Origin of the sequence: Enterobacter cloacae complex sp. IR5459 (assembly GCF_049238005.1) — a bacterium.
Taxonomy (GTDB): Bacteria; Pseudomonadota; Gammaproteobacteria; order Enterobacterales; family Enterobacteriaceae; genus Enterobacter; species Enterobacter hormaechei_C.
On sequence record NZ_JBMKIG010000012.1, the window covers coordinates 122,296 to 145,566 of the forward strand.

The 23,271-nt window shown below is 56.3% G+C and carries 18 protein-coding genes and 1 rRNA gene; 6 read left to right on the plus strand and 13 right to left on the minus strand.

The genetic code is table 11. The features are described 5' to 3' along the window. Positions 1-2: 2 nt before the first annotated feature. From ACOTX4_RS21370 to pgi, 5 genes are all read right to left on the minus strand, one after another. Positions 3-2,099: a YjbH domain-containing protein gene (locus tag ACOTX4_RS21370; RefSeq protein WP_045331343.1), complete on the minus strand. Its 2,097-nt coding sequence runs from the start codon at positions 2,097-2,099 to the stop codon at positions 3-5. Further along, positions 2,099-2,836, minus strand: a complete 738-nt coding sequence (locus tag ACOTX4_RS21375; RefSeq protein ID WP_003860336.1) for a capsule biosynthesis GfcC D2 domain-containing protein — start codon at positions 2,834-2,836, stop codon at positions 2,099-2,101. Before ACOTX4_RS21375 ends, ACOTX4_RS21370 begins: the two co-directional genes overlap by 1 nt. After that, complete coding sequence (locus ACOTX4_RS21380; protein WP_003860339.1) at positions 2,833-3,471, minus strand: YjbF family lipoprotein; 639 nt, start codon at positions 3,469-3,471, stop codon at positions 2,833-2,835. The genes ACOTX4_RS21375 and ACOTX4_RS21380 overlap by 4 nt, the downstream gene beginning before the upstream one ends. Positions 3,472-3,534: 63 nt before the next feature. After that, positions 3,535-3,777, minus strand: a complete 243-nt coding sequence (yjbE, locus tag ACOTX4_RS21385; RefSeq protein ID WP_003860341.1) for an exopolysaccharide production protein YjbE — start codon at positions 3,775-3,777, stop codon at positions 3,535-3,537. Between the two features lie 365 nt (positions 3,778-4,142). Continuing rightward, positions 4,143-5,792, minus strand: a complete 1,650-nt coding sequence (gene pgi / locus ACOTX4_RS21390) for a glucose-6-phosphate isomerase (protein ID WP_003860343.1) — start codon at positions 5,790-5,792, stop codon at positions 4,143-4,145. 374 nt (positions 5,793-6,166) lie between these two features. On the opposite strand from pgi, the gene lysC reads away from it, so the two are divergent. The 3 genes from lysC (at position 6,167) to ACOTX4_RS21405 (ending at position 8,877) form a co-directional block, all read left to right on the plus strand. Then, on the plus strand, positions 6,167-7,516 hold the full coding sequence (gene lysC / locus ACOTX4_RS21395; RefSeq protein ID WP_032608241.1) for a lysine-sensitive aspartokinase 3: 1,350 nt from the start codon (positions 6,167-6,169) through the stop codon (positions 7,514-7,516). A gap of 93 nt (positions 7,517-7,609) precedes the next feature. Beyond that, the gene (gene panS, locus ACOTX4_RS21400; RefSeq protein ID WP_032627014.1) at positions 7,610-8,554 is read left to right on the plus strand and encodes a ketopantoate/pantoate/pantothenate transporter PanS; all 945 of its coding nucleotides are present in this window, start codon (positions 7,610-7,612) and stop codon (positions 8,552-8,554) included. A gap of 50 nt (positions 8,555-8,604) precedes the next feature. Then, on the plus strand, positions 8,605-8,877 hold the full coding sequence (locus ACOTX4_RS21405; protein WP_003860346.1) for a DUF3811 domain-containing protein: 273 nt from the start codon (positions 8,605-8,607) through the stop codon (positions 8,875-8,877). On the opposite strand, the gene rluF is transcribed toward ACOTX4_RS21405, so the two are convergent. Then, positions 8,878-9,750, minus strand: a complete 873-nt coding sequence (gene rluF / locus ACOTX4_RS21410; protein ID WP_003860347.1) for a 23S rRNA pseudouridine(2604) synthase RluF — start codon at positions 9,748-9,750, stop codon at positions 8,878-8,880. It lies immediately after the preceding gene. A gap of 197 nt (positions 9,751-9,947) precedes the next feature. Here rluF and ACOTX4_RS21415 point away from each other — a divergent pair, with 197 nt between their 5' ends. Both ACOTX4_RS21415 and ACOTX4_RS21420 read left to right on the plus strand, forming a co-directional pair. After that, positions 9,948-10,250 carry a type II toxin-antitoxin system RelE/ParE family toxin gene (locus tag ACOTX4_RS21415; protein ID WP_003860348.1) on the plus strand — a complete coding sequence of 101 codons (303 nt, stop codon included), beginning with the start codon at positions 9,948-9,950 and terminating at the stop codon, positions 10,248-10,250. 6 nt (positions 10,251-10,256) lie between these two features. Further along, positions 10,257-10,544 carry an addiction module antidote protein gene (locus ACOTX4_RS21420; RefSeq protein WP_022650216.1) on the plus strand — a complete coding sequence of 96 codons (288 nt, stop codon included), beginning with the start codon at positions 10,257-10,259 and terminating at the stop codon, positions 10,542-10,544. On the opposite strand, the gene ACOTX4_RS21425 is transcribed toward ACOTX4_RS21420, so the two are convergent. Together ACOTX4_RS21425 and metH are read right to left on the minus strand one after the other, a co-directional pair. Continuing rightward, positions 10,541-12,172, minus strand: a complete 1,632-nt coding sequence (locus ACOTX4_RS21425; RefSeq protein WP_003860350.1) for a Na/Pi cotransporter family protein — start codon at positions 12,170-12,172, stop codon at positions 10,541-10,543. The two genes, ACOTX4_RS21420 and ACOTX4_RS21425, sit on opposite strands and share 4 nt — an antisense overlap. Positions 12,173-12,288: 116 nt before the next feature. After that, positions 12,289-15,972 carry a methionine synthase gene (gene metH, locus ACOTX4_RS21430; RefSeq protein WP_045331340.1) on the minus strand — a complete coding sequence of 1,228 codons (3,684 nt, stop codon included), beginning with the start codon at positions 15,970-15,972 and terminating at the stop codon, positions 12,289-12,291. Positions 15,973-16,165: 193 nt separating this feature from the next. On the opposite strand from metH, the gene iclR reads away from it, so the two are divergent. After that, on the plus strand, positions 16,166-16,996 hold the full coding sequence (iclR, locus tag ACOTX4_RS21435) for a glyoxylate bypass operon transcriptional repressor IclR (protein ID WP_023293555.1): 831 nt from the start codon (positions 16,166-16,168) through the stop codon (positions 16,994-16,996). A gap of 37 nt (positions 16,997-17,033) precedes the next feature. On the opposite strand, the gene aceK is transcribed toward iclR, so the two are convergent. From aceK to rrf, 5 genes are all read right to left on the minus strand, one after another. Next, positions 17,034-18,770: a bifunctional isocitrate dehydrogenase kinase/phosphatase gene (gene aceK, locus ACOTX4_RS21440; RefSeq protein ID WP_045331335.1), complete on the minus strand. Its 1,737-nt coding sequence runs from the start codon at positions 18,768-18,770 to the stop codon at positions 17,034-17,036. A gap of 51 nt (positions 18,771-18,821) precedes the next feature. Then, positions 18,822-20,126 (minus strand): isocitrate lyase, encoded by a 1,305-nt coding sequence (gene aceA / locus ACOTX4_RS21445; protein ID WP_003860356.1) that lies wholly within the window; start codon positions 20,124-20,126, stop codon positions 18,822-18,824. Positions 20,127-20,157: 31 nt separating this feature from the next. After that, the gene (gene aceB, locus ACOTX4_RS21450) at positions 20,158-21,759 is read right to left on the minus strand and encodes a malate synthase A (protein ID WP_045331332.1); all 1,602 of its coding nucleotides are present in this window, start codon (positions 21,757-21,759) and stop codon (positions 20,158-20,160) included. A 269-nt stretch (positions 21,760-22,028) separates the two neighbouring features. Beyond that, positions 22,029-22,958 (minus strand): homoserine O-acetyltransferase MetA, encoded by a 930-nt coding sequence (gene metA / locus ACOTX4_RS21455; protein WP_003860360.1) that lies wholly within the window; start codon positions 22,956-22,958, stop codon positions 22,029-22,031. Between the two features lie 223 nt (positions 22,959-23,181). Then, positions 23,182-23,271 (minus strand): 5S ribosomal RNA (gene rrf / locus ACOTX4_RS21460); the annotation flags it as partial.

The following is a 23,271-nucleotide window of genomic DNA, read 5'->3' on the forward strand; positions in this document are numbered from 1 at the left end:
CATCAGCGGAAGTTAATGTTCTTATCGCTGGTCATATCATACAGCTGGAATTTACGTCCAAGCTGCTGACCGCCGTCGCGCGTCAGCGGCGTCCAGCCCACTGCCGCACGGCTGCGGGTTGGGCCTGATGAGAACAGATCCAGCGGAATCGACACGTACACCCCTTTGGTGAAGTCCCCTTCCCCGTACTCGTCTGGCGAAACGTTGGTGATGGTGGCATAGCCGCCCACCACAACGCCGCTGTCAAAGTGTTTGGAGATATCCAGCGTACCGCCCTTATCGCCCGCCAGATACTGGCCGACGCTGGCTTTTACCAGCACGTCCTGCGCGAATGACGGCGTCCAGTAGGCGGTCAGGTGGCCGGTTTTGACGCTGTAGTCGGTGAACTTCATCATGTCCTGCGCGCTGCGCCAGTCACGCTGTTTCACGTAGTTGGCATCAACCCCAAACGCCCAGTTGCTGTCGACAGGACGATAAAGCACTTCTGCCCCGGCGCCGCCGAACATGGTTTCCAGATAGCCACCGTAAACCTGGCCGTAGAAGCCATTGCCGAAGTACTGGAAGTAGTTGGCCTGGAGGTTATTCACGTAGATATCGTTCTGCACGTATTCACGAACGCGGGTACGCACGCGCGGCAGTTTTGAATCGTTCGGCGGGTTGGTGTAGTTAAATTTGTCGTAGTTGTTGGCAATGTTGCCGAACAGACTACCGGTGGTCAACAGGTGGTCGGTCACCCACAGATCCGCCGTCGCCATCGCGCCCAGCTGATACATATAGAAGTTTTCCGGCCCACCCACGGACTGGTTCAGCACCGGATCGATATGGAAATCGAAGCGCGATTTATCGATATACCAGCCCTGCTCGGTGGTTTCCGGCACCACCGGCTCAACGCGTTTTTGCACCAGCTCGGTTTCATGCCCGAGCGGTTCGCCTTCAAGATGACGCTTAAGGCTGGCAACATCGGTTTCGGTGGTGACCTGCGGCAGATTCAGGCGGTTCTCCGTCACGCGGATCGTGCGGATCCCCTCCGGCAGATCGTTCATGACGATCCGGTTGGCGCGCTCGATCCCTTCGCGGGAGTCGCGGTATTTCACCTGCTCGCCGGTAACATACAGCGTATCGCCTTTGGTCTGGATCTTCGGATCCGCCAGGCCCGCGTTATATTTCAGCAGCGTCAGCTGGTTCGCTACCACGGAGTGCTGAATGATCGCATCCTGCGGCTCCGGCTGATATTTTGGCCGCGGGTTGTCATTATAGTGCGGCCGCATGTCGTTAAAGTTAGTGCGCAGGGTAAAGCCAAACATCAGGGTATTACCGCGCTCATAGCTGAGGTTAACGTCGGCCCAGTCGGTGATGCGGTAAATGGCGCCGACGTTAAACTTGCTCTTCTGCTCAATTTTGCCGGCAAAATCTTCGCTGTAGTTATTACCTTCGTACTCCAGCTTCAGGCGCAGCGGCTGCCATGGCGTTTGATACTCTACACCACCAAACAGCGAGGCCGGGCCGTGGAACATCTGGTCGCCGTTGATGGAGCCCGCTTTCTGGTAGCTGTTATCACGGTAGCAGTATTTATCACTGTAGGAGCAGAACGGATTTTTGACGTTGCCGCTGGTACCCAGATAGCCCCATCCCAGACCGAGTGAGAAATCAAACGGTCCCCAGGCTTTGCTGGCCACGATGTATTCCGCGTCAAACAGGCCGGTCCCGCCAATGTCTTTCGCACCAACGGAGACCTGCGGCATCCAGTAACTCTCTTCCCACAGACGCAGCTTCACGTCGAAGGCTTTGTCTTTGTAGGTCTGATCGCCGGAGAAAGCGTCTACGCTGCTGTACTGTTTTGTACGCACGTCGGTGTAGCGCAGCGTGGTCTCCAGCCAGGGGAACAGCTGCACGGACGCAGAGTAGTAACGGTACTGATCGTTATCGCGATAGTTAAGGCTGATTTCCCCCTCGCGGGCCATACGCGCGGTTGGGGTTTGCAGTAAGCCCACGCCGCCAAAATCGGACTGCGACGGGCCGATGGGTGCCGGATACGTTTCTGCATGACAGGCGGCACTCACGCACAGTGCAAGCATGCTGTAGAGATAGGTTTTTTTCATTATTCCGGTATCCGCTGTATCAGGGAGCGAAGGATATCGGCATTAAGCCCGTCATACGCTTTCGTCCAGAAATGGTCGGCAAAACCGACAAAAATGATGCTGCCCGGCATAGGTTCGATATGGCGTTTATTCCAGTAAGCCACCGGCGCTTTCTGCGTATGCCCGTCCGGATAGACCACCCAGGCATAGCTTTTATCCGCTCCGCTGAGCAGACTTTGCTCGTCGAGATAGCTCGCCACGTCCCGGCCCGGCGTAAACGGCTTTTTGCCAGGGCTGCTGAGAAGCCCCATCACGGTGACGGTGGAAGGCTGAGCCGGAAGCCACAGGGTATAGTCCCCTTCCAGCGACGGATTGCCGTTTTCCGCGACACGCACTTCGTCGGGATCGAGATTCACCTTCTGGCGCCCCGTCACCTTAACCGCCTGAAGCTGCTGACGCAGGCTAGTAATAGCCGCGGCATCGTCGGCATCTTCCTGTTGTGCCAGCCCGCTCAGTCGGGCGAGCAGCGCCTGATGTTTTTGTTCCGCTACAATCGTCGCCTGACGCTCGCTGATAACCGCCCCGGTCCACCAGCTTTTCGCCAGCCTCGGCTGCCCCACCAGATCGAGCAGATGCCCGGCATTGGTTAAGGTTTTAGGTTTTTCGCTGTCCGGGGTGTAGACCTGTACCGTTCCCGCAGACCACGCCAGCGGCGAGGCCAGGCTGGCGAGAAACGCAATGTGGATGAACATTTTCATGATTTCGCCGCCTTGATCAGGGTGGTCTTCACCGGGAAGAATCCGGCACCGAGATACTGTAAGGACTGGCGGATTTGCCCCTCTTCGTCCACCCAGAAGCGGTTATGCCAGGTGGCCTGATCGGTTGTCACCTCTTCATCCAGCACGCGCACCTGCGTTTCGTCGCTGCCCACTTTGACACTATCCGTACCGTCCCAGCGGAAGGTGGAGCGGGCCGTGGCGTAGCGCACCTGTTTGTGCTCGGTCCAGCCCATCGTGCGCGTCCAGCTTGCGCCATCGACAATCTGATTCGGCTTGATGAGCGGATCTTCAGCCAGGTTGTTCACCTCAAGCAGGTTGTCGCCGCCGAGCAACGTTTTCACGATGCGGGAATGCTGCGTCACGATGGTGGCCTGATCCTGCGTCACCCATTTCTGCTGCCCGTTTTCATCGAAAGCGAGCACCACAAACAGTTGCGGACCATCGTTTAGCTGCATGTACTGGCTGGCATACGGCATGTTCTGAAGTTCGTCATCGGTCAGATGCACGCCCGGCGTGCCGAACATGCTGTCCCACAGTGAGTGGCCCAGCCCTTTGGTGGTAGCTGAGCACGCCTGCAACAGCAGGCAAATCAGGATGATTGCAGGTCGCTTCACGACTCTTCTCCGAAGGGGCGAAATAACCACACCGAAGTGTGGTTATGATTAAAACACCCGGTATTACTGGGTGCTGGTCGTCGTAGTGGTCGTGGTTCCGGTATTGGAGCCATCACCGCCACCGGTTGCCGCCAGCGCGACACCCACGGCTGAACTTACGGCGCTGGTGCTGGCTGCGGTAGAACTCCCCGCAGACGCAGACGTCGCTGCCGACCCTGCTGCTTCCCCGACCTGGACCGGAGCTGCATAGACAGACGTCGCCGCAAGCGCAGATATGGCAAAAATGCCATACAGTACTTTCTTCATAACAATTTCCCTTCAATGAATGAATGGAGATTTGCCCGAAAAGAAATTCAGGCGGATTCGAGTATACACAACTAAAGCAGTGGGTTTACCGTGGGGGTAAATAGGGATGAGGTTTTCAGACTAATGGTTAAAAATGGAAGGAGAAAAGAATCAAGTAAATATATAATCAATATAAATCAATAATTTATAATATAAGAACATTAAAGCATCACTCCGTATTTTCTTAAAATAAACCTCAGCAATTAACGGGGTTACTGTCTTTTTCGGATTAAACTCAGATTCAGAATTTGAGATAACTAACAGACATCAGGAATTATCCGATAAAAAATGCCGGCATATCGCCGGCATTGTTCATGACATATTTATTACGCACGCCAGGCTTTATAACGGTTAATCAGACCATTGGTGGAGCTGTCGTGGCTGTCGATCGCTTTATCGTCACCCAGCTCTGGCAGAATGCGGTTTGCCAGCTGTTTGCCCAGCTCTACGCCCCACTGGTCAAAGGTGAAGATGTTCAGAATAGCGCCCTGAGTGAAGATTTTGTGCTCGTAGAGGGCAATCAGCGCCCCCAGGCTGAACGGCGTGATTTCGCGCAGCAGGATGGAGTTAGTTGGACGGTTGCCTTCGAACACTTTAAACGGCACCACGTGCTCCAGCGTTGCCGGATCTTTACCCTGATCACGGTACTCCTGCTCAACCACCTCGCGGGATTTACCGAACGCCAGCGCTTCGGTCTGGGCGAAGAAGTTAGACAGCAGCTTCGGATGGTGGTCGGACAGTGGGTTGTGCGTAATCGCCGGGGCAATGAAATCGCACGGTACCATTTTGGTGCCCTGGTGGATCAGCTGGTAGAACGCGTGCTGACCGTTGGTGCCCGGCTCGCCCCAGATGATTGGGCCAGTCTGGTAATCCACCGCGTTGCCGTTACGGTCAACGTACTTGCCGTTGGATTCCATGTTGCCCTGCTGGAAGTAGGCCGCAAAGCGGTGCATGTACTGGTCGTACGGCAGAATCGCTTCGGTTTCAGCGCCGAAGAAGTTGTTGTACCAGATCCCGATCAGCGCCAGCAGCACCGGCAGGTTTTTCTCAGGCGCGGTGGTGGAGAAGTGTTTGTCCATCGCGTGCGCACCGGAGAGCAGCTCAACGAAGTTGTCGAAGCCGACGGACAGAATGATGGACAGGCCGATTGCAGACCACAGAGAGTAGCGGCCGCCAACCCAGTCCCAGAACTCGAACATGTTCGCCGTATCAATGCCGAACTCGCCTACCGCTTTACCGTTGGTGGACAGCGCCGCAAAGTGTTTCGCCACGTGCTTTTCGTCGCCCGCGGTTTTCAGGAACCAGTCGCGCGCGCTGTGGGCGTTGGTCATGGTTTCCTGAGTGGTGAAGGTTTTAGACGCCACCAGGAACAGCGTGGTTTCCGGGTTCACCTTTTTCAGCACTTCAGCGATGTGGGTCCCATCGACGTTGGACACGAAGTGCATGTTGAGGTGGTTTTTGTACGGGCGCAGCGCCTCGGTCACCATGAACGGGCCGAGGTCAGAGCCGCCGATACCGATGTTTACGACGTCGGTGATCGCTTTGCCGGTGTAGCCTTTCCAGCTACCTGAGATGATCGCTTCGGAGAAGGTTTTCATCTTTTCCAGCACCGCGTTCACTTCCGGCATCACATCTTTGCCGTCAACGATAATTGGAGTATTGCTACGGTTGCGCAGCGCCACGTGCAGCACGGCACGGTCTTCGGTGCGGTTGATCTTCTCACCGGAGAACATGGATTTGATGGCATCTGCCAGTTCAGTCTCTTTCGCCAGATCTTGCAGCTTCGCCAGCGTCTCTTCGGTGATACGGTTCTTGGAGAAATCCACCAGCATCAGGTCATCGAAGGTGGCGGAAAACTTGCTGAAACGATCGGCATCTTTCGCGAACAGATCCGCGATGGTGACGTCTTTCATTTCATCAAAATGTTTCTGTAGTGCCTGCCATGCAGCGGTCTGCGTTGGGTTGATGTTTTTCATAGCAATACTCTTCTGATTTGAGAATTGTGACTGCGGTCGATTGTAGCGCCTGCAAATAAAAATTGTGATGGTTTTTATGCCATTGCCCTGGTCTGCATCAAACGCAGGTGAAAAGACCCGAAAAGTATAGCTGCTGTCGCGCCCTTCCGGCGTGGCGAAATGTTGGTCAAAAAGGGGTAAAAAGGAGCATAAAATATGGGCCTGTTATAAGTCCTGTTTCTGAGGGGTACCCCCCCATGAAAAATCCGCATAATCCCAGCATTGACAGGACCTCCCCCGCATTTTATTTATAGGGCCGTATTTTGCGCCTGCACCTGTTCTCGCTTCATTCTTGTGCCAAGGTCGCTCTATTCATTCCCTGACACGAGGTTGTTATGACGAGTTTTGTGGTCGCCAAGTTTGGCGGCACCAGTGTGGCAGACTACGATGCCATGAACCGCAGCGCCGATGTGGTGCTGGCCGATCCGAATACCCGCCTGGTGGTACTTTCCGCCTCAGCCGGCGTGACGAACCTGCTGGTTTCTCTGTCTGAAGGACTGGAAGCGACCGAGCGTTTCGTGAAGCTGGATGCACTGCGCAAAATTCAGTTCGACATTCTCGAGCGTCTGCAAAACCCGAACGTCATTCGTGAGGAAGTGGAACGCCTGCTGGAAAATATCACCACTCTGGCCGAAGCCGCGTCGCTGGCAACCTCTACCGCCCTGACCGATGAGCTGGTCAGCCACGGTGAACTAATGTCTACCCTGCTGTTCGTTGAGATCATGCGCGAGCGCAATATTCAGGCGCAGTGGTTCGACGTGCGTAAAGTCATGCGCACCAGCGACCGCTTTGGCCGCGCCGAGCCGGACGTGGAAGTCCTGGCTGAGCTGACTAACCAGCAGCTTGCCCCGCGCCTGAATGAAGGCATAGTGATCACCCAGGGCTTTATCGGCAGCGAAGCCAAAGGGCGCACAACCACGCTGGGCCGTGGCGGTAGCGACTACACCGCCGCCCTGCTGGGTGAAGCCCTGCACGCCACCCGCGTGGATATCTGGACGGACGTGCCGGGAATCTACACCACCGACCCGCGCGTGGTCTCTGCGGCAAAACGTATTGACGTGATCGCCTTTGAAGAAGCGGCTGAAATGGCGACTTTCGGCGCGAAAGTGCTGCACCCGGCCACGCTGCTGCCCGCCGTGCGCAGCGACATTCCGGTCTTCGTTGGCTCAAGTAAAGATCCAAAGGCGGGCGGGACGCTGGTCTGCAAGAAAACCGAGAACCCGCCGCTGTTCCGCGCGCTGGCCCTGCGTCGTAAGCAGACGCTGGTTACCCTGCACAGCCATAATATGCTGCATTCCCGCGGCTTCCTGGCAGAAGTGTTTGGCATCCTGGCGCGCCACAATATCTCTGTAGATTTGATTACCACTTCCGAAGTGAGTATTGCGCTGACGCTGGACACCACCGGTTCAACCTCAACGGGTGATACCCTGCTGACGCAGTCGCTGCTGATTGAGCTTTCCGAGTTGTGCCGTGTGGAAGTGGAAGAAGACCTGGCGCTGGTGGCCATCATCGGCAACAAGCTGTCGCGCGCCTGTGGCGTGGGTAAAGAGGTGTTCGGCGTGCTCGACCCGTTCAATATCCGCATGATTTGCTACGGCGCGTCCAGCTACAACCTCTGCTTCCTGGTCCCTGCCGATCAGGCCGAGCAGGTCGTGCAGAAACTTCATCAGAATTTGTTTGAATAAAATTCGTTAGCACGATAAACAATATCAATAAGCCGGGCACAGACCCGGCTTTTTTATAACAAAACAACACGACAATACTGCAAGGAATTCACTATGCTCTCCGCTATCACCCGGCTGTTCCCGTTATGGGCGCTGCTGCTCTCTGTACTCGCGTATTACACTCCCACCACGTTCACGGGCATTGGTCCGTGGGTCACCACGCTGCTGATGCTGATTATGTTCGGCATGGGCGTGCATCTGAAAATTGACGATTTCAAACGCGTGCTGTCTCGCCCGGCGCCGGTTGCCGCAGGGATTTTTCTGCACTACCTGGTGATGCCGCTCGCGGCCTGGCTGCTGGCGATGGCCTTTAAGATGCCGCCCGACCTTTCCGCCGGGATGGTGCTGGTGGGGAGCGTCGCCAGCGGCACGGCATCTAACGTCATGATCTATCTGGCGAAAGGCGACGTGGCGCTCTCCGTCACCATCTCGTCGGTTTCCACGCTGGTGGGCGTGATTGCCACGCCGCTGTTAACCCGCCTGTACGTGGACGCACATATCCAGGTGGACGTGATGGGCATGCTGCTCAGCATCCTGCAAATCGTGGTGATCCCGATTGCGCTGGGGCTGGTGATCCACCATCTCTTCCCGCGGGTGGTAAAAGCGGTTGAGCCGTATCTGCCCGCGTTTTCGATGATCTGCATACTGGCCATTATCAGCGCCGTGGTAGCCGGTTCCGCATCGCACATTGCTTCGGTGGGCTTTGTGGTGATCGTCGCGGTTGTGCTGCATAACACTATTGGTCTGCTGGGCGGTTACTGGGGCGGGAAGCTGTTTGGCTTTGACGAATCCACCTGCCGCACGCTGGCGATCGAAGTGGGGATGCAGAACTCCGGCCTGGCGGCGGCGCTGGGTAAAATTTACTTCTCACCGCTGGCAGCGCTACCGGGGGCGCTGTTCTCCGTCTGGCATAATCTGTCCGGTTCGCTGTTAGCAGGGTACTGGTCCGGTAAGCCGATTGATGACCAACCGAAAAAAGATGCGGTGAAACAGGGTTAATTGTCCCGGCTTGCTTTACACTGAAGCCTCCCCATCAGGAGGCTTCAGCAATGGCTACACCACGTTTGACCCAGAAAGACATGACCGAAGCCGAGCAGCGCGAACTTAAAACGCTTCTCGACCGCGCCCGCATCGCGCATGGCCGCACGCTGACGAACGCCGAAACCAATCAGGTTAAAAAAGAGTACATCGACAAGCTGATGGCGCAACGTGAAGCTGCGGCGAAAAAAGCCCGCAAGCTGAAAAAAGAGCAGGCTTATAAGCCGGATGCAGAGGCGACCTTTTCCTGGTCCGCCAATACATCAACCCGTGGAAGGCGCTAATTAGCGCCCTTTCTTTTTGCGCCCCGGCTGGGTAAAGCGTTTTCCGTTACCCGGCTTGCCCCGCCCTTTCTCTTCTGCCTGCGGTGCCTTCACCACCGGACGTTTAATCGCCTGCGTTTTCGGTTTGGCTTTGGCTTTCGGCTTCGCTTCGGACGAGGAGTTTTCGATAAGTTTGAACAGCTCGATCAGCTCGTCGTCCGTTAAGTCACGCCACTCGCCCAACGGGATCCCGGACAGGCTGACGTTCATGATGCGCGTGCGTTCCAGCTTCGTCACTTCGTAACCGAAGTACTCGCACATGCGGCGGATCTGGCGGTTCAGGCCCTGCACCAGCGTGATACGAAACGCAAACGGCGCCTCTTTTCTGACTTTACACTTCTTCGTCACGGTACCCAGAATCGGCACGCCTGCGCCCATCCCGCGAATGAACTCGTCCGTCACCGGCTTGTTCACCGTCACGATGTACTCTTTCTCGTGGTCGTTACCGGCACGCAGAATTTTGTTCACCAGATCGCCGTGGTTGGTGAGGAAAATCAGCCCCTGAGAGTCTTTATCCAGACGGCCAATCGGGAAAATGCGGCTACTGTGGTTCACGAAATCAACAATGTTGTCCCGCTCGCCATCTTCCGTGGTGCTGACAATCCCAACCGGTTTGTTCAACGCGATAAACACCAGGTCTTCGGCATCACGCGGTTCGATGACCTGACCATTCACTTTCACCACATCGCCAGGTACCACCTGATCACCAATGGTGGCGCGTTTGCCGTTAAGAAACACGTTACCCTGTTCAATGTAACGGTCAGCCTCGCGACGTGAGCAGATCCCGCTCTCGCTAATGTATTTGTTTAATCGGGTTGATTGAGTTGGCAGCATAGTTTCTCCTGTGAAGGGCGAAATATACCTTAGGTTTGGGCTGGAAAAAAAGATTAGCCGACGGTTACTGAGACGGGTTTTTTAGTTTGCGAGACGCTTTCAGGATTTAGCGTCAGGCTATTTATCCTTGAGCTAACTCCTTTTAGCTTTACTCTCCAGAGACAATTGCTTGTAGTTTATAAATCACAGGGAGTAATATGAAGGAGATCGTTCAGACAGAATCCTTCCGACGCTGGGAGCAAAATTTAAAGGACAGGCGGGCAAAGACGATTATCGCTTCCCGCCTCTTTAGGCTGGCAAATGGATTAGCGGGCGACATTAGACCCGTGGGGGAAGGTATCAGTGAACTGAGGATCCACTTGGGCCCGGGCTACAGAGTCTATTTTAAGGACCAGGGCAATTGCATCATCGTGCTGTTATGTGGTGGTGACAAAAGCAGCCAGGCCAGAGACATACTTATGGCAAAAATGCTGAGCAATGTATCCCAATGGCAGGAGTGAATGAGCATGCATAAATTAACACCCTACGATCCAGCCAACGCACTGGTGGATGACGAGGAAATCGCTGTGTTTATGGCTGATGCATTAGAGACGGGTGACTCAGCGTACATTGCTAAAGCGCTGGGCGTCATCGCCCGAGCGAAAGGGATGTCGACCATTTCCCAGCAAACGGGCCTGTCACGAGAACAACTGTATCGATCATTCAGTGATAAGGGGAACCCAACGCTCAAAACCACGCTGGCGGTCATGAAAGCATTGGGCCTTGGGTTAACAATCAAACCCTCTGGGGATTAATACTCATCCCGCTCGTCATCTTCATCCGGTTGCTCCATCACGCTGTACGCCACCGCGCAGAACAACGAGTTGAGACGTTTCATATCGCCCAGCAGCCCCAGATGGAGCGAGCTGGTTTCGATACTCTGCACGTTCTGCTGATGCAGACGCTCAACGTGGGCGTGCGAGTAGCGGCGATTAAGGATGCGGAAACGATGCTTGTTGCGGCGCAGGCGGCGCGCGCTCGGCACGTCGCTGGAGAAGAAGACCGACATCGCCAGCTTCAGGTTGCTGACCAGCTGTTCGTGCAGCGCTTCCAGCTCTTTCAGCCCTTCCACAGAAAACGCCCGACGTGCGGCCAGGGATTTATCCGCGATTTCACTGCCCATACGCTCGACAATATCCGAAGCCTGCTCCAGGTTAAGCGACATCTCAATAATTTCCGCCCAGCGGCGGGATTCCTCTTCCGCCAGCTCGTCCTGGGGGATCCGCGCCAGATAGAGCTTGATGGCGGTATACAGCACGTTGATATCGTCCGCCAGCCTGCGCAGCTCTTTTTCTTCGCGCGGCTCGCCGTGCATCACCTTTTGCAACCCTTCCAGCATGGTTTCCATCGCGTCACCCATGCGCAGCGTTTCGCGGGCGGCATTGGCGATGGCCAGTGCGGGCGTGTCCAGCACAGAGGTGTCCAGATGCTTCGGTTTAAGGCGCGCGTCCAGCTCCGGTTCATCACGAATTAGCCGCTCGCAGAAGCGGGCCATCGGCGCGGCAAACGGCACCATCGCCAGACAGCGCACCAGGTTGTAGAAGACGTGGAAGTAGATCACCAGTTCCGCTTTCGGCAGAGAGAGATTGTCCATCAGGTTCGCCAGCGGGTGTACAAACGGCAGAATGATCAGGCTGCCCACCAGCTTGAAGAGCAAACTCCCCAGCGCCACCCGGCGGGCGGCCGCGTTGGCGGCGCTGTTGTTGAGCATCGCCAGCAGGCCAGAGCCGAGGTTGGCACCGATCACCAGGCACAGCGCCACCGGGAAGGAAATGACCCCTGCGGCGGTTAAGGTCGCCGTCAGCAGGACCGCTGCCAGGCTGGAGTAGCTGACGATGGCGAATACTGCGCCGATCAGCGCATCCAGCATAATATCGCCGGTTAACGAGGCGAAGATGACCTGTACACCGTTGGCCTGGGTGATCGGCGTGACAGCCTGCACAATCAACTCCAGCGCCAGCAGGATCAGCCCGAGGCCAATACCGACGCGGCCAAGCTGCCCGGCACGGCTTTGCTTACGGCCGAGGAAGAAAATGACGCCGATAAAAATCAGCAGCGGCGACAGCCAGGAGAGATCGAACGTCAGGATACGCGCCATCAGCGCGGTACCGACGTCGGCGCCCAGGACAATCACCAGCGCCGGGGCGAGCGCCACCAGATCCTGCGCCACGAACGAGGTGACGAGCATGGTGGTGGCGTTGCTGCTTTGCACCAGCGCCGTGACGCCAATACCCGCGCAGAAGGCGAGCGGCTTCTTCTCAACGCTGCCGCTGAGAACGGTACGTAAACGTGCGCCAAACACACGCATCACGCCGGTACGAACGATATGGGTGCCCCATACCAGCAGTGCGACTGCGGAGAGCAGGTGTAACAACGTCAACACGGTAGGCATTCCTCCTTATCGTTATTCGTTTTCCTGAGGTTCAGTATAAGGGTTTAAACGTAAGAAAGAGACAAGGCACCATAGCGGTGCCCTGTTTGTTGTAAGGAAAAGTGACGTTAGTCTGCGTCGTAGCCTAAATTCGGCGCCAGCCAGCGTTCCACCTCTGACACGCTCATGCCTTTACGCAGAGCGTAATCCTCAATCTGATCGCGCTGAAGCTGTGCCACGGCGAAGTACTTGCTGTCCGGATGGCTGAAGTACCAGCCGGAAACGGACGCGCCCGGCCACATGGCAAATGACTCGGTGAGCTTCATGCCCGTATGCGCTTCTACGTCCAGCAGTTTCCAGATAGTGCCCTTCTCGGTATGTTCCGGACACGCCGGATACCCCGGTGCCGGACGAATGCCCTGGTAGTTTTCGCGGATCAGCTCCTCGTTGCTGAGGTTCTCATTCGCCGCGTAGCCCCAGTGCACCTTACGTACGCGCTCGTGCAGATACTCGGCAAAGGCTTCCGCCAGGCGATCGGCAATCGCTTTCACCATGATTTTGTTGTAATCATCGTGCTGCCCGTCGTACGCATCCGCCAGCGCGTCTTCTTCCAGACCGCCGGTTACGGCAAAGGCGCCGATATAGTCGGCTTTACCGGAGAGTTTCGGTGCGACGAAATCCGCCAGGCAGTAGTTGGCAAAGCCCACTTTCTCGGTTTGCTGGCGCAGATGGTGGCTCACGGCCAGCACATGGGTGCGGGTTTCATCGCGGTAGATTTCCACGTCGTCGCCCACGCGGTTCGCCGGGAACAGCCCCACCACGCCGCGCGGGTTGAGGGCTTTCTCTGCGCTCAGCCTGTCGAGCATGTCGTTAGCATCTTTAAACAGGCGCTTCGCCTCTTCGCCCACCACCTCATCTTCAAGAATGCGCGGATATTTGCCCGCCAGCGACCAGGTCATGAAGAACGGCGTCCAGTCGATGTAGTTACGCAGCGTTTCGATGCTGGCCGTCACGTCCTGCACGCCCAGACGGTGTGCGACCGGCGGCGTATAGCTGGACCAGTCGAACGCCAGATCGTTTTCGCGCGCCGCCTGAAGCGAAACCGGCGGCGTGCGCGGTTTCTTACGTCCATGCTGAATGCGGACGGTTTCATACTCTTTGCGGGTGCGGGCGACAAAGTCATCGCGCTGGGTGTCGGACAGCAGCGCGGAGACCACGCCCACGGTGCGCGAGGCGTTTTGGACATACACCGTCGGCCCGCTGTAGTTCTGCTCGATTTTCACCGCCGTGTGGGCTTTCGAGGTGGTTGCCCCGCCAATCAGCAGTGGAATGGTGAAGCCCTGGCGCTCCATCTCTTTTGCCACGTTGACCATTTCGTCCAGCGACGGCGTAATCAGCCCGGAAAGACCAATCAAATCCGCATTCACTTCGCGCGCGGTCCTGAGGATTTTATCCGCCGGGACCATCACGCCAAGATCGATAATTTCGTAGTTATTACACTGCAACACCACGCCAACGATGTTTTTGCCGATGTCGTGTACGTCGCCCTTCACGGTGGCGATGACCATTTTACCGTTACTGGAGCCCTTCTCTTTGCTGGCTTCGATAAAGGGTTCCAGATACGCCACCGCCTGTTTCATGACGCGGGCGGATTTCACCACCTGCGGCAGGAACATTTTGCCCTCGCCAAACAGATCGCCGACCACGTTCATGCCGTCCATCAGCGGCCCTTCGATCACTTCAATCGGACGGGCGGCCTGCTGACGCGCTTCCTCAGTATCCTGCTCGATAAACTCGGTAATGCCTTTTACCAGCGAGTATTCCAGACGCTTATTCACATCCCAGGAGCGCCATTCGGCCTGTTGAACGTTGGCTGATTCGTCAGATTTACTGCCGCGGTATTTTTCCGCCAGATCCAGCATGCGTTCGGTGGCGTCGTCACGACGATTGAGGATCACGTCTTCTACGGCGTCGCGCAGCTCGGCTGGCAGATCGTCGTAAATTGCCAGCTGGCCGGCGTTGACGATCCCCATGTCCATCCCGTTGCGGATGGCATAGTAGAGGAACACGGCGTGGATCGCCTCACGAACCGGGTCGTTGCCGCGGAACGAGAACGAGACGTTTGACACGCCGCCGGAGATCAGCGCATGCGGCAGTTCGCGTTTAATGTCTTCACACGCGCCGATGAAGTCCTGGGCGTAGTTGTTGTGCTCTTCGATGCCGGTCGCGACGGCGAAGATGTTCGGGTCGAAGATGATGTCTTCCGGCGGGAAGCCCACCTCTTCGGTCAAAATTTTGTACGCGCGGCGGCAAATCTCAATCTTGCGCTCGCGGGTATCGGCCTGACCCACTTCATCGAAGGCCATCACCACCACGGCGGCCCCGTAGCGACGCACCAGCTTCGCGTGGTGGATAAAGGTATCGACCCCCTCTTTCATCGAGATGGAGTTAACGATGCCTTTGCCCTGAATGCATTTCAGCCCTTTTTCGATGACGTCCCATTTAGAAGAGTCAATCATGATCGGCACGCGGGCGATATCCGGCTCACCGGCAATCAGGTTGAGGAAACGCACCATCGCCGCTTCGGCGTCGAGCATCCCCTCGTCCATGTTGATATCGATAATCTGCGCGCCGCTTTCCACCTGCTGGCGGGCAACGTCCAGCGCTTCGCTGTACTTCTCTTCTTTGATCAGACGCTTGAACTTCGCGGAGCCGGTGACGTTTGTACGCTCACCCACGTTCACAAACAGGCTGTCGTCGCCGATGGTCAACGGCTCCAGGCCGGACAGACGACAGGCTACCGGAAGCTCGGGTAGCTTGCGCGGTGGAAGCCCGGCGACGGCGCGGCTCATGGCGGCGATATGCTCCGGCGTGGTGCCGCAGCAGCCGCCGACGATGTTGAGGAAGCCAGATTCGGCCCACTCGCGGATTTGCGCCGCCATGGTGTCGGCATCCAGATCATACTCACCGAACGCGTTCGGCAGACCGGCGTTCGGGTGGGCGGTGACGTAGCACTCTGCGATGCGCGAAAGCTCCTGCACGTACTGGCGCAGCTCGTCCGGCCCCAGCGCGCAGTTCAGGCCGAAGCAGAGCGCTTCGGCATGGCGCAGAGAGTTATAAAACGCTTCGGTTGTCTGGCCGGAAAGCGTGCGCCCCGAGGCATCGGTGATGGTACCGGAAATCATGATCGGCAGGTCGACGCCCAGCGCCTCGAACTCCTCTTTCACCGCGTAAACCGCGGCCTTGGCGTTGAGAGTGTCGAATACCGTTTCAATCAGGATCAGATCGGAACCGCCTTCCACCAGCGCTCTGGTCGATTCACGGTAGGCAACAACCAGCTGGTCAAAGGTGATATTACGAAACGCCGGGTCGTTGACGTCCGGTGAAATCGACGCGGTGCGGTTGGTTGGGCCAAGCACCCCGGCAACGTAGCGCGGCTTGTCCGGCGTGCGGGCCGTCCACTCGTCGGCGCAGGCGCGCGCAAGCTTTGCGGCTTCAAAGTTGATCTCCGCCGACAGGGATTCCATCTGGTAATCCGCCATGGCGATGGTTGTCGAGTTAAAGGTGTTGGTTTCAACGATATCCGCACCCGCTTCGAAGTAGGCGTTGTGGATATCCTTGATCACGGACGGCTTGCTGAGCACCAGCAGGTCGTTGTTCCCTTTCAGGTCACAAGGCCAGTCGGCAAAGCGCTCGCCGCGGAAATCGTCTTCGCTCAGGCGATAACCCTGGATCATGGTGCCCATGCCGCCGTCCAGCACCAGAATTCGTTCATTTAACTGCGCACGCAGTTGCTCTACTTTGCTGCTCACACTTGCTCCCGACAACGCTCAACAAGGCCAAAAGGCTGCGTTCCATACTGGCACAATCTCGCAGGGTGGAAAAGTCGCTCAGCGGTAACATGAGACATGTTCACTATTACTCCTCCGATCAGTCAGGATAACGGTTGCAAATTCACCAAATAAAACGAAAATGATTTCCACGATACAGAAAAAGGAGATCGTCATGGTCGCGACCGTTCCCGCTAAACGCGGCAGAAAACCTGCTGCCACCACCGCTGCCGCACAACAGGGTGGACAGGTTCAATCGCTCACGCGCGGTCTGAAGCTGCTGGAGTGGATAGCCGAGTCGCACAGCAGCGTGGCCCTGACGGAGCTGGCCCAGCAGGCTGGCCTGCCGAACTCCACGACGCACCGCCTGCTGACCACCATGCAGCAGCTGGGCTTTGTCCGCCAGGTAGGCGAGCTGGGGCACTGGGCGGTGGGCGCGCATGCGTTTATCGTGGGCAGCAGCTTCCTGCAGAGCCGTAACCTGCTGGCGATTGTGCACCCGATTCTGCGCAAATTGATGGAAGAGTCGGGCGAGACCGTGAATCTGGCCGTGCTCGACCAGAGCGACCATCAGGCGATTATCATCGACCAGGTGCAATGCACGCAGCTGATGCGCATGTCCGCGCCGATTGGCGGCAAGCTGCCGATGCATGCCTCAGGGGCGGGTAAAGCGTTCCTCTCGCAGCTGACCGAGGAGCAGGTGACGGGGCTGCTGCACCGTAAAGGACTGCATGCCTATACCCACGCCACGCTGGTTTCGCCGGTGCATCTGAAAGAAGATTTGGCCCTGACCCGCAAGCGCGGCTATTCGTTTGACGACGAGGAGCACGCCCTCGGCCTGCGCTGTATCGCAGCCTGCATTTTTGACGAGCACCGCGAGCCGTTTGCCGCCATCTCTATCTCCGGGCCGATTTCACGTATGACCGACGATCGGGTCACTGAGTTGGGTGCGCTGGTGATTAAGGCGGCGAAAGAGGTGACGCTGGCGTACGGTGGGATTCGTTAAGCATGCATTGCCGGGTGGCGGCTTCGCCTTACCCGGCCTACATGATGCCCTCTGAAAACCGGATGCAAAACCGCTGCTTACGGCGGTAAGCGTACACATCTTCCACGTGCCCGTTTTTGATCCGCGTTTGCAGTCCCCGCCAGTAGCTGGCGCGGAACAGATCAGCATGCATCTCTTCGAATAGCGGCCCGATGCGCGGATCGGCGCACAGCCAGTGTCGAAACTCTTCGGGAAACACATCGCCCGGCGAAACGCTGTACCACGGCTCGCTGGAAAGCTCATCTTCCGGGTAGCGGGGCGGTGGGATATCGCGGAAGTTCACCTCGGTCATGTAGCAAATTTCGTCGTAATCGTAGAACACCACCCGCCCGTGACGGGTGACGCCGAAGTTTTTAAACAGCATATCGCCCGGGAAGATATTGGCGGCGGCAAGCTGGCGAATCGCATTGCCGTACTCTTCAATGGCGTCTCGTAAAGCCTGGCCTTCGGACTGCTCCAGCCAGATATTTAGCGGCACCATCCGGCGTTCGATATAGAGATGGCTAATCGCAATCTTATCGCCAAGATCGGTAATTTTCGTCGGCGCTTCCTGCATTAGCAGCGACATCAGCGACGGATCGATCTGCTGCTTATCCAGCACAAAGTTTTCAAACTCCTGGGTATCGGCCATTCGCCCGACACGATCGTGCTCTTTAACCAGCTGATAGCAGGCGCGAACGTGCGCGGCGCTCATCTCCTTCTGCGGGGCGAATTTATCCTTAATCACCTTAAACACGCGGTCGAAGCCCGGCAGTGTGAAAACCAGCATCACCATGCCGCGGATCCCCGGCGCTTCGATAAACTGCTCATCAGCCGTGGTGACATAACGCAGGTATTCCCGATAACTTTCCGTTTTGGCATGCTTCTGACAGCCAATCGCCATGTACAGCTCGGCGGTGGTTTTGCCCGGCAGGATCTCGCGCAGCCACTCCACCAGGGCGGCAGGCAGCGGAGCGTACACCATAAAATAGGAACGGGCGAAGCCAAATACGATACTGGCCTCAGCGCTGGTAGTCAGGCAGGTATCGACAAACAGTTCGCCGTCGTCGGTACGGTGAATGGGCAGCAGAAACGGCACGATGGCTGTCGGCGTAACCAGTTTGCCCACCAGCCAGGCGGCCTTATTCCGGTAGAAAAGCTCGTTGGCAACCTGCAAATGGCTGCGGCTGAGCACCTCCTCGCCGAAGGTTTCACTGAGATACGCGTGGATATAGCCGATATCCCGGGGTTTATTCTCCCACGGCAGGCGCAGCGGCAAATCCGTTAAGACACGGTGCAGGAGCTTTTCCCAGCCGCGATCGGGAAAGAAATCTTTCGCCAGCGGACGCGGAATGGTACGGAAGCGGCGCTCCGGCTGGGAGCTGAAGATAAATAACCGCTCAGGAGATAATGAGCGGTGGTCAAATAACCGGCAATAGACGGAGTTGAAAAAGCTCTCCGCAATCTCGAAGCGCGGGTAGTCGGGTAACAGATGGGTGTAATGCTCTTTCACGCGCAGTAAAAAATCCGCATCCGGGCTTTTACCGTCGGTGATACAGCGCAGTTGCTCCACCACCAGACCTACATGGTGATCATAAAGATGGATACGCTGCTTCATGGCCTGCTGAACCGCATGCCAGTCGGCGTGCTCAAAACGCTGTTGCGCGCCGGAGGTGACTTCCAGAAAGCGGCCATATTGGGCATCGAAGCCCTGCAAAATAGTTTGGGCAATCAGTAATTCCAGACCACGCGACATATATTCCCCCTCACCCCAACCCTCTCCCCGAGGGGGGAGAGGGGGAAAAGATTAGAACTGTGCTTCTTCCGTTGAGCCCGTTAATGCCGTGACGGAGGAGGCCCCGCCCTGAATAATCGTGGTCACATTATCGAAGTAGCCGGTTCCCACTTCCTGCTGGTGCGAAACGAAGGTATATCCCTCTTTGCCTGCCGCAAATTCTGGCTGCTGCACCTTCTCAACATAGTGCTTCATGCCTTCGCCCTGCGCGTAGGCGTGCGCCAGGTCGAACATGTTGAACCACATGCTGTGGATACCCGCCAGGGTGATGAACTGGTACTTGTAGCCCATATCCGACAGCTGCTGCTGGAAGCTGGCGATGGTGGTATCGTCCAGATTCTTTTGCCAGTTGAAGGACGGCGAACAGTTATAGGCCAGCAGCTTGCCCGGATACTTCGCATGAATCGCATCGGCAAAACGCTTCGCCAGCGCCAGATCCGGCGTGGAGGTTTCACACCAGACCAGGTCAGCGTAAGGGGCATAGGCCAGACCGCGGCTGATGGCCTGTTCGATACCGGCATGCGTGCGATAGAACCCCTCGCTGGTGCGCTCGCCGGTAATAAATTCGCTGTCGTACGGATCGCAGTCAGAGGTGATCAGGTCCGCCGCATCAGCATCGGTACGGGCAATCACCAGCGTCGGCACGCCGAGCACGTCAGCAGCCAGACGCGCGGCAACCAGCTTTTGGATCGCTTCCTGGGTTGGTACCAGCACTTTCCCGCCCATATGCCCGCACTTCTTGACCGACGCCAGTTGATCTTCAAAGTGAACGGCCGCTGCACCGGCCTCAATCATGGATTTCATCAGCTCAAAGGCGTTCAGCACGCCGCCGAAACCGGCTTCCGCATCGGCGACGATCGGCAGGAAATAGTCTATAAAACGCGGATCGTGGGGTTCGATACCCGCGGCCCACTGGATCTGATCCGCACGGCGGAAGGTATTGTTGATCCGATCCACCACTGACGGCACCGAGTTCGCCGGATAAAGAGATTGATCCGGATACATGCTGGAGGCAAGGTTAGCATCCGCCGCGACCTGCCAGCCGGAAAGATAGATAGCTTCAATGCCGGCCTTCGCCTGCTGCAATGCCTGACCGCCAGTCAGTGCGCCGAGGCTGTTGATATAGCCTTTTTTAGCTCCCCCATGCAGCAGATCCCACATTTTCGCCGCGCCGTTCTGCGCCAGCGTACATTCCGGATTAACCGAGCCGCGTAACTTCACCACTTCTTCTGCGCTGTACGGACGGCGAATGCCTTCCCAGCGCGGTTGGGTCCACTCTTTTTGTAACTCTTCGATCTGTTGGGTACGGGTTTTCATGTGCAGATGCTCCATATTGTTATGTGGTGAATTACGCCAGGAAGCGGTAGCCCGGCAGGGTCAGGAAGTCGATTAAGTCATCAGAGGTGGTGATTTGCTCCATCAGACGTGCAGCATCGTCAAAACGCCCACTGCTGAAGCGGTGCTCGCCCAGTTCGTCCTGGATGACCCGCATCTCTTCGGCCAGCATCTGACGGAACAGGGCTTTGGTTACCGGTTTGCCGTTGCTGAGCGTTTTTTGATGGTGGATCCACTGCCAGATGGAGGTACGTGAAATTTCCGCCGTGGCGGCATCTTCCATCAGGCCGTAGATCGGCACGCAGCCGTTGCCTGAGATCCATGCCTCGATGTACTGCACGGCGACGCGAATGTTGGCGCGCATCCCCTCTTCCGTGCGTTCGCCCGCACACGGCGCCAGCAACTGTTCTTCTGCGATTGGCGCATCGTCTTCACGGGTGACAAACAGCTGGTTTTTGTTGTCGCCGAGTACGCGGTTAAAGACTTCCATCGCCGTATCGGCCAGACCAGGATGGGCAATCCACGTCCCGTCGTGGCCATTACGGGCTTCCAGCTCTTTATCGGCTTTCACCTTGTTGAGCACCTGATTGTTACGCTCTGCGTCTTTGCTCGGGATAAACGCCGCCATACCGCCCATCGCAAAGGCGCCGCGTTTGTGGCAGGTCTTAATCAGCAGGCGCGAGTAGGCGCTGAGGAACGGTTTATCCATGGTGACAACCTGACGATCCGGCAATACCCGGTCGGCATGGTTTTTCAGGGTTTTGATGTAGCTGAAGATGTAATCCCAACGGCCGCAGTTCAGGCCCACAATATGGTCACGCAGCGCATGGAGGATCTCATGCATCTGGAATACGGCAGGCAGGGTTTCAATCAGCAGCGTGGCCTTAATGGTGCCGCGCGGCAGGCTGAAGCGGTCTTCTGCGTAGCTGAAAACTTCACTCCACCACGCCGCTTCCTGCCAGGACTGGGTTTTCGGCAGATAGAAATAGGGGCCGCTGCCTTTCGCCAGCAGGTTCTTATGGTTGTGGAAGAAGTACAGCGCAAAGTCGAACAGGCTGCCCGGAATCGCTTCTCCGCGCCAGGTGACGTGTTTTTCTGGCAAATGCAGACCGCGTACGCGACAGATCAGCACCGCCGGATTCGGTTTGAGCTGGTAAATTTTACCGGCTTCGTTGGTATAGCTGATGGTGCCATTGACGGCGTCGCGCAGGTTGATCTGCCCGTCGATAACTTTCTGCCAGTCCGGTGCCAGCGAGTCTTCAAAATCGGCCATAAAGACTTTGACGTTGGCATTCATGGCGTTGATCACCATTTTGCGCTCTACCGGGCCGGTGATCTCCACACGACGATCCTGTAAATCTTCAGGGATTCCGCGGATTTTCCAATCACCATGACGAATGGAAGCAGTTTCCGAAATAAATCCTGGCAACTTGCCGTTATCGATCCCCTGCTGTTGGTGAATGCGCGCCGCCAGCAGTTTATTACGCTGTGGCGTAAAGCGAGTCACCAGTTCAGTCAGAAACTCTACCGCTTCTGCCGTCAAAACTTGCTGTTCTTGCTCACCATTCGGCTGGGTAAAGGTCAGTTCATCGACCGTTGTTGCCTGTTGAGTCATCGTTCTGCTCCTCATCAAAGATCCAAATCACGCCCCCGACGCGAGCGAAAGATCGTTGTGTAGTTTTCGCTCAGCAGAATTAAGACTATCTATAATTTTTCCAAAATCAAAAACAATTTCCATTTTAATTTTAATTGCAACGCAACTTCATGATTACTATAGAGTTAAAGTTTCCTGGTATGTTGAACAGGATTTCGGAAATAAAAAAGGCACCCGAAGGTGCCTGATCTGAATAGCTGAAACGCTTTAGGATCGTTTAATGCAGACGATTACTCCAGCGTCGGATTCATGTGGCGAAGATCGTACGGCGTAATCTGGTAGACGTAATAGTTGAGCCAGTTGGTAAACAGCAAATTTCCATGACTACGCCAGGTTGCCCGAGGCGTGTTTTGTGGATCGTTTTTCGGGAAATAGTTGTACGGGACATCCGGATTCAGACCCGCTTCAACGTCACGAAAATACTCTGCCGCGAGGGTATGCGGATCGTACTCAGGATGGCCGGTAACGAACGCGATGCGTTTGTCTTTACTGGCGAACAGGTAGGCATCGCCGTCTTCCGTTTCGGCCAGGATTTCCAGGTCGGTGTAATCTCGGATCAGCTGTGCCGGAAAATCGGCGTAGCGAGAATGCGGGGCCAGGAAAGTGTCATCGAAACCACGCGTCAGCAGCGCATGCGGGTGAAGGATGTGGTGTTCGTATACGCCAGAAAGTTTGTCGCTGCGGGTTTGCTTGGGAATACCATACAGGATATTCAATGCGGCCTGTACCGCCCAACAGACAAACAAGGTGGACGTGACGTGATCTTTTGCCCACTCCAGCACCTGCCTGATCTGTGGCCAGTAGGCAACGTCATTAAATTCCACCAGACCCAGCGGTGCGCCGGTGACGATCAGCCCATCGAAATTCTCATCGCGAATATCTTCAAAATTACAGTAGAAGTTATTCAGATGCTCAGCAGGCGTGTTGCGTGACTCACGCGCGTCAATGCGCAGCAACTGGATATCAACCTGAAGCGGAGAGTTGGAGAGCAAACGCAAGAACTGGTTCTCTGTTTCGATCTTCTTTGGCATCAAATTAAGGATCAGCACCTTCAGCGGGCGAATTTCCTGACCAGAAGCACGCGAAGTAGTCATTACGAAGACATTCTCTTCACGCAAGAAATTGACGGCTGGTAGCTCGTCCTGCACCCGAATCGGCATAACCTTAAATCCTCACAGCATACGTATAAACGTTTAGACATCCAGACAGCTAACGATACCCAGAAACGGGGTTAATGTCGAGCCTGCAAGCATAAGGTGAGAAAGTTTCAAGGAGGGGACGGTGCGGTTTGATGCCCTCACCCCGGCCCTCTCCCACAGGGAGAGGGAGAAAAACAAAAGCAAAAAACCCCGCACCTTACGGTACGGGGTTTCTTTAATTGATGCCTGGCAGTTCCCTACTCTCACATGGGGAGACCCCACACTACCATCGGCGCTACGGCGTTTCACTTCTGAGTTCGGCATGGGGTCAGGT

Excerpts from the sequence above, each read along its gene's own strand:
- ACOTX4_RS21405 (WP_003860346.1), top strand. The coding sequence starts at position 8,605 with ATGGCTACACCACGTTTGACCCAGAAAGACATGACCGAAGCCGAGCAG.
- yjbE (WP_003860341.1), bottom strand. The coding sequence starts at position 3,777 with ATGAAGAAAGTACTGTATGGCATTTTTGCCATATCTGCGCTTGCGGCG.
- ACOTX4_RS21420 (WP_022650216.1), top strand. The coding sequence starts at position 10,257 with ATGCATAAATTAACACCCTACGATCCAGCCAACGCACTGGTGGATGAC.
- ACOTX4_RS21415 (WP_003860348.1), top strand. The coding sequence starts at position 9,948 with ATGAAGGAGATCGTTCAGACAGAATCCTTCCGACGCTGGGAGCAAAAT.
- lysC (WP_032608241.1), top strand. The coding sequence starts at position 6,167 with ATGACGAGTTTTGTGGTCGCCAAGTTTGGCGGCACCAGTGTGGCAGAC.
- pgi (WP_003860343.1), bottom strand. The coding sequence starts at position 5,792 with ATGAAAAACATCAACCCAACGCAGACCGCTGCATGGCAGGCACTACAG.
- aceB (WP_045331332.1), bottom strand. The coding sequence starts at position 21,759 with ATGACTCAACAGGCAACAACGGTCGATGAACTGACCTTTACCCAGCCG.
- rluF (WP_003860347.1), bottom strand. The coding sequence starts at position 9,750 with ATGCTGCCAACTCAATCAACCCGATTAAACAAATACATTAGCGAGAGC.
- panS (WP_032627014.1), top strand. The coding sequence starts at position 7,610 with ATGCTCTCCGCTATCACCCGGCTGTTCCCGTTATGGGCGCTGCTGCTC.
- aceA (WP_003860356.1), bottom strand. The coding sequence starts at position 20,126 with ATGAAAACCCGTACCCAACAGATCGAAGAGTTACAAAAAGAGTGGACC.
- ACOTX4_RS21375 (WP_003860336.1), bottom strand. The coding sequence starts at position 2,836 with ATGAAAATGTTCATCCACATTGCGTTTCTCGCCAGCCTGGCCTCGCCG.
- metA (WP_003860360.1), bottom strand. The coding sequence starts at position 22,958 with ATGCCGATTCGGGTGCAGGACGAGCTACCAGCCGTCAATTTCTTGCGT.
- iclR (WP_023293555.1), top strand. The coding sequence starts at position 16,166 with ATGGTCGCGACCGTTCCCGCTAAACGCGGCAGAAAACCTGCTGCCACC.
- ACOTX4_RS21370 (WP_045331343.1), bottom strand. The coding sequence starts at position 2,099 with ATGAAAAAAACCTATCTCTACAGCATGCTTGCACTGTGCGTGAGTGCC.
- aceK (WP_045331335.1), bottom strand. The coding sequence starts at position 18,770 with ATGTCGCGTGGTCTGGAATTACTGATTGCCCAAACTATTTTGCAGGGC.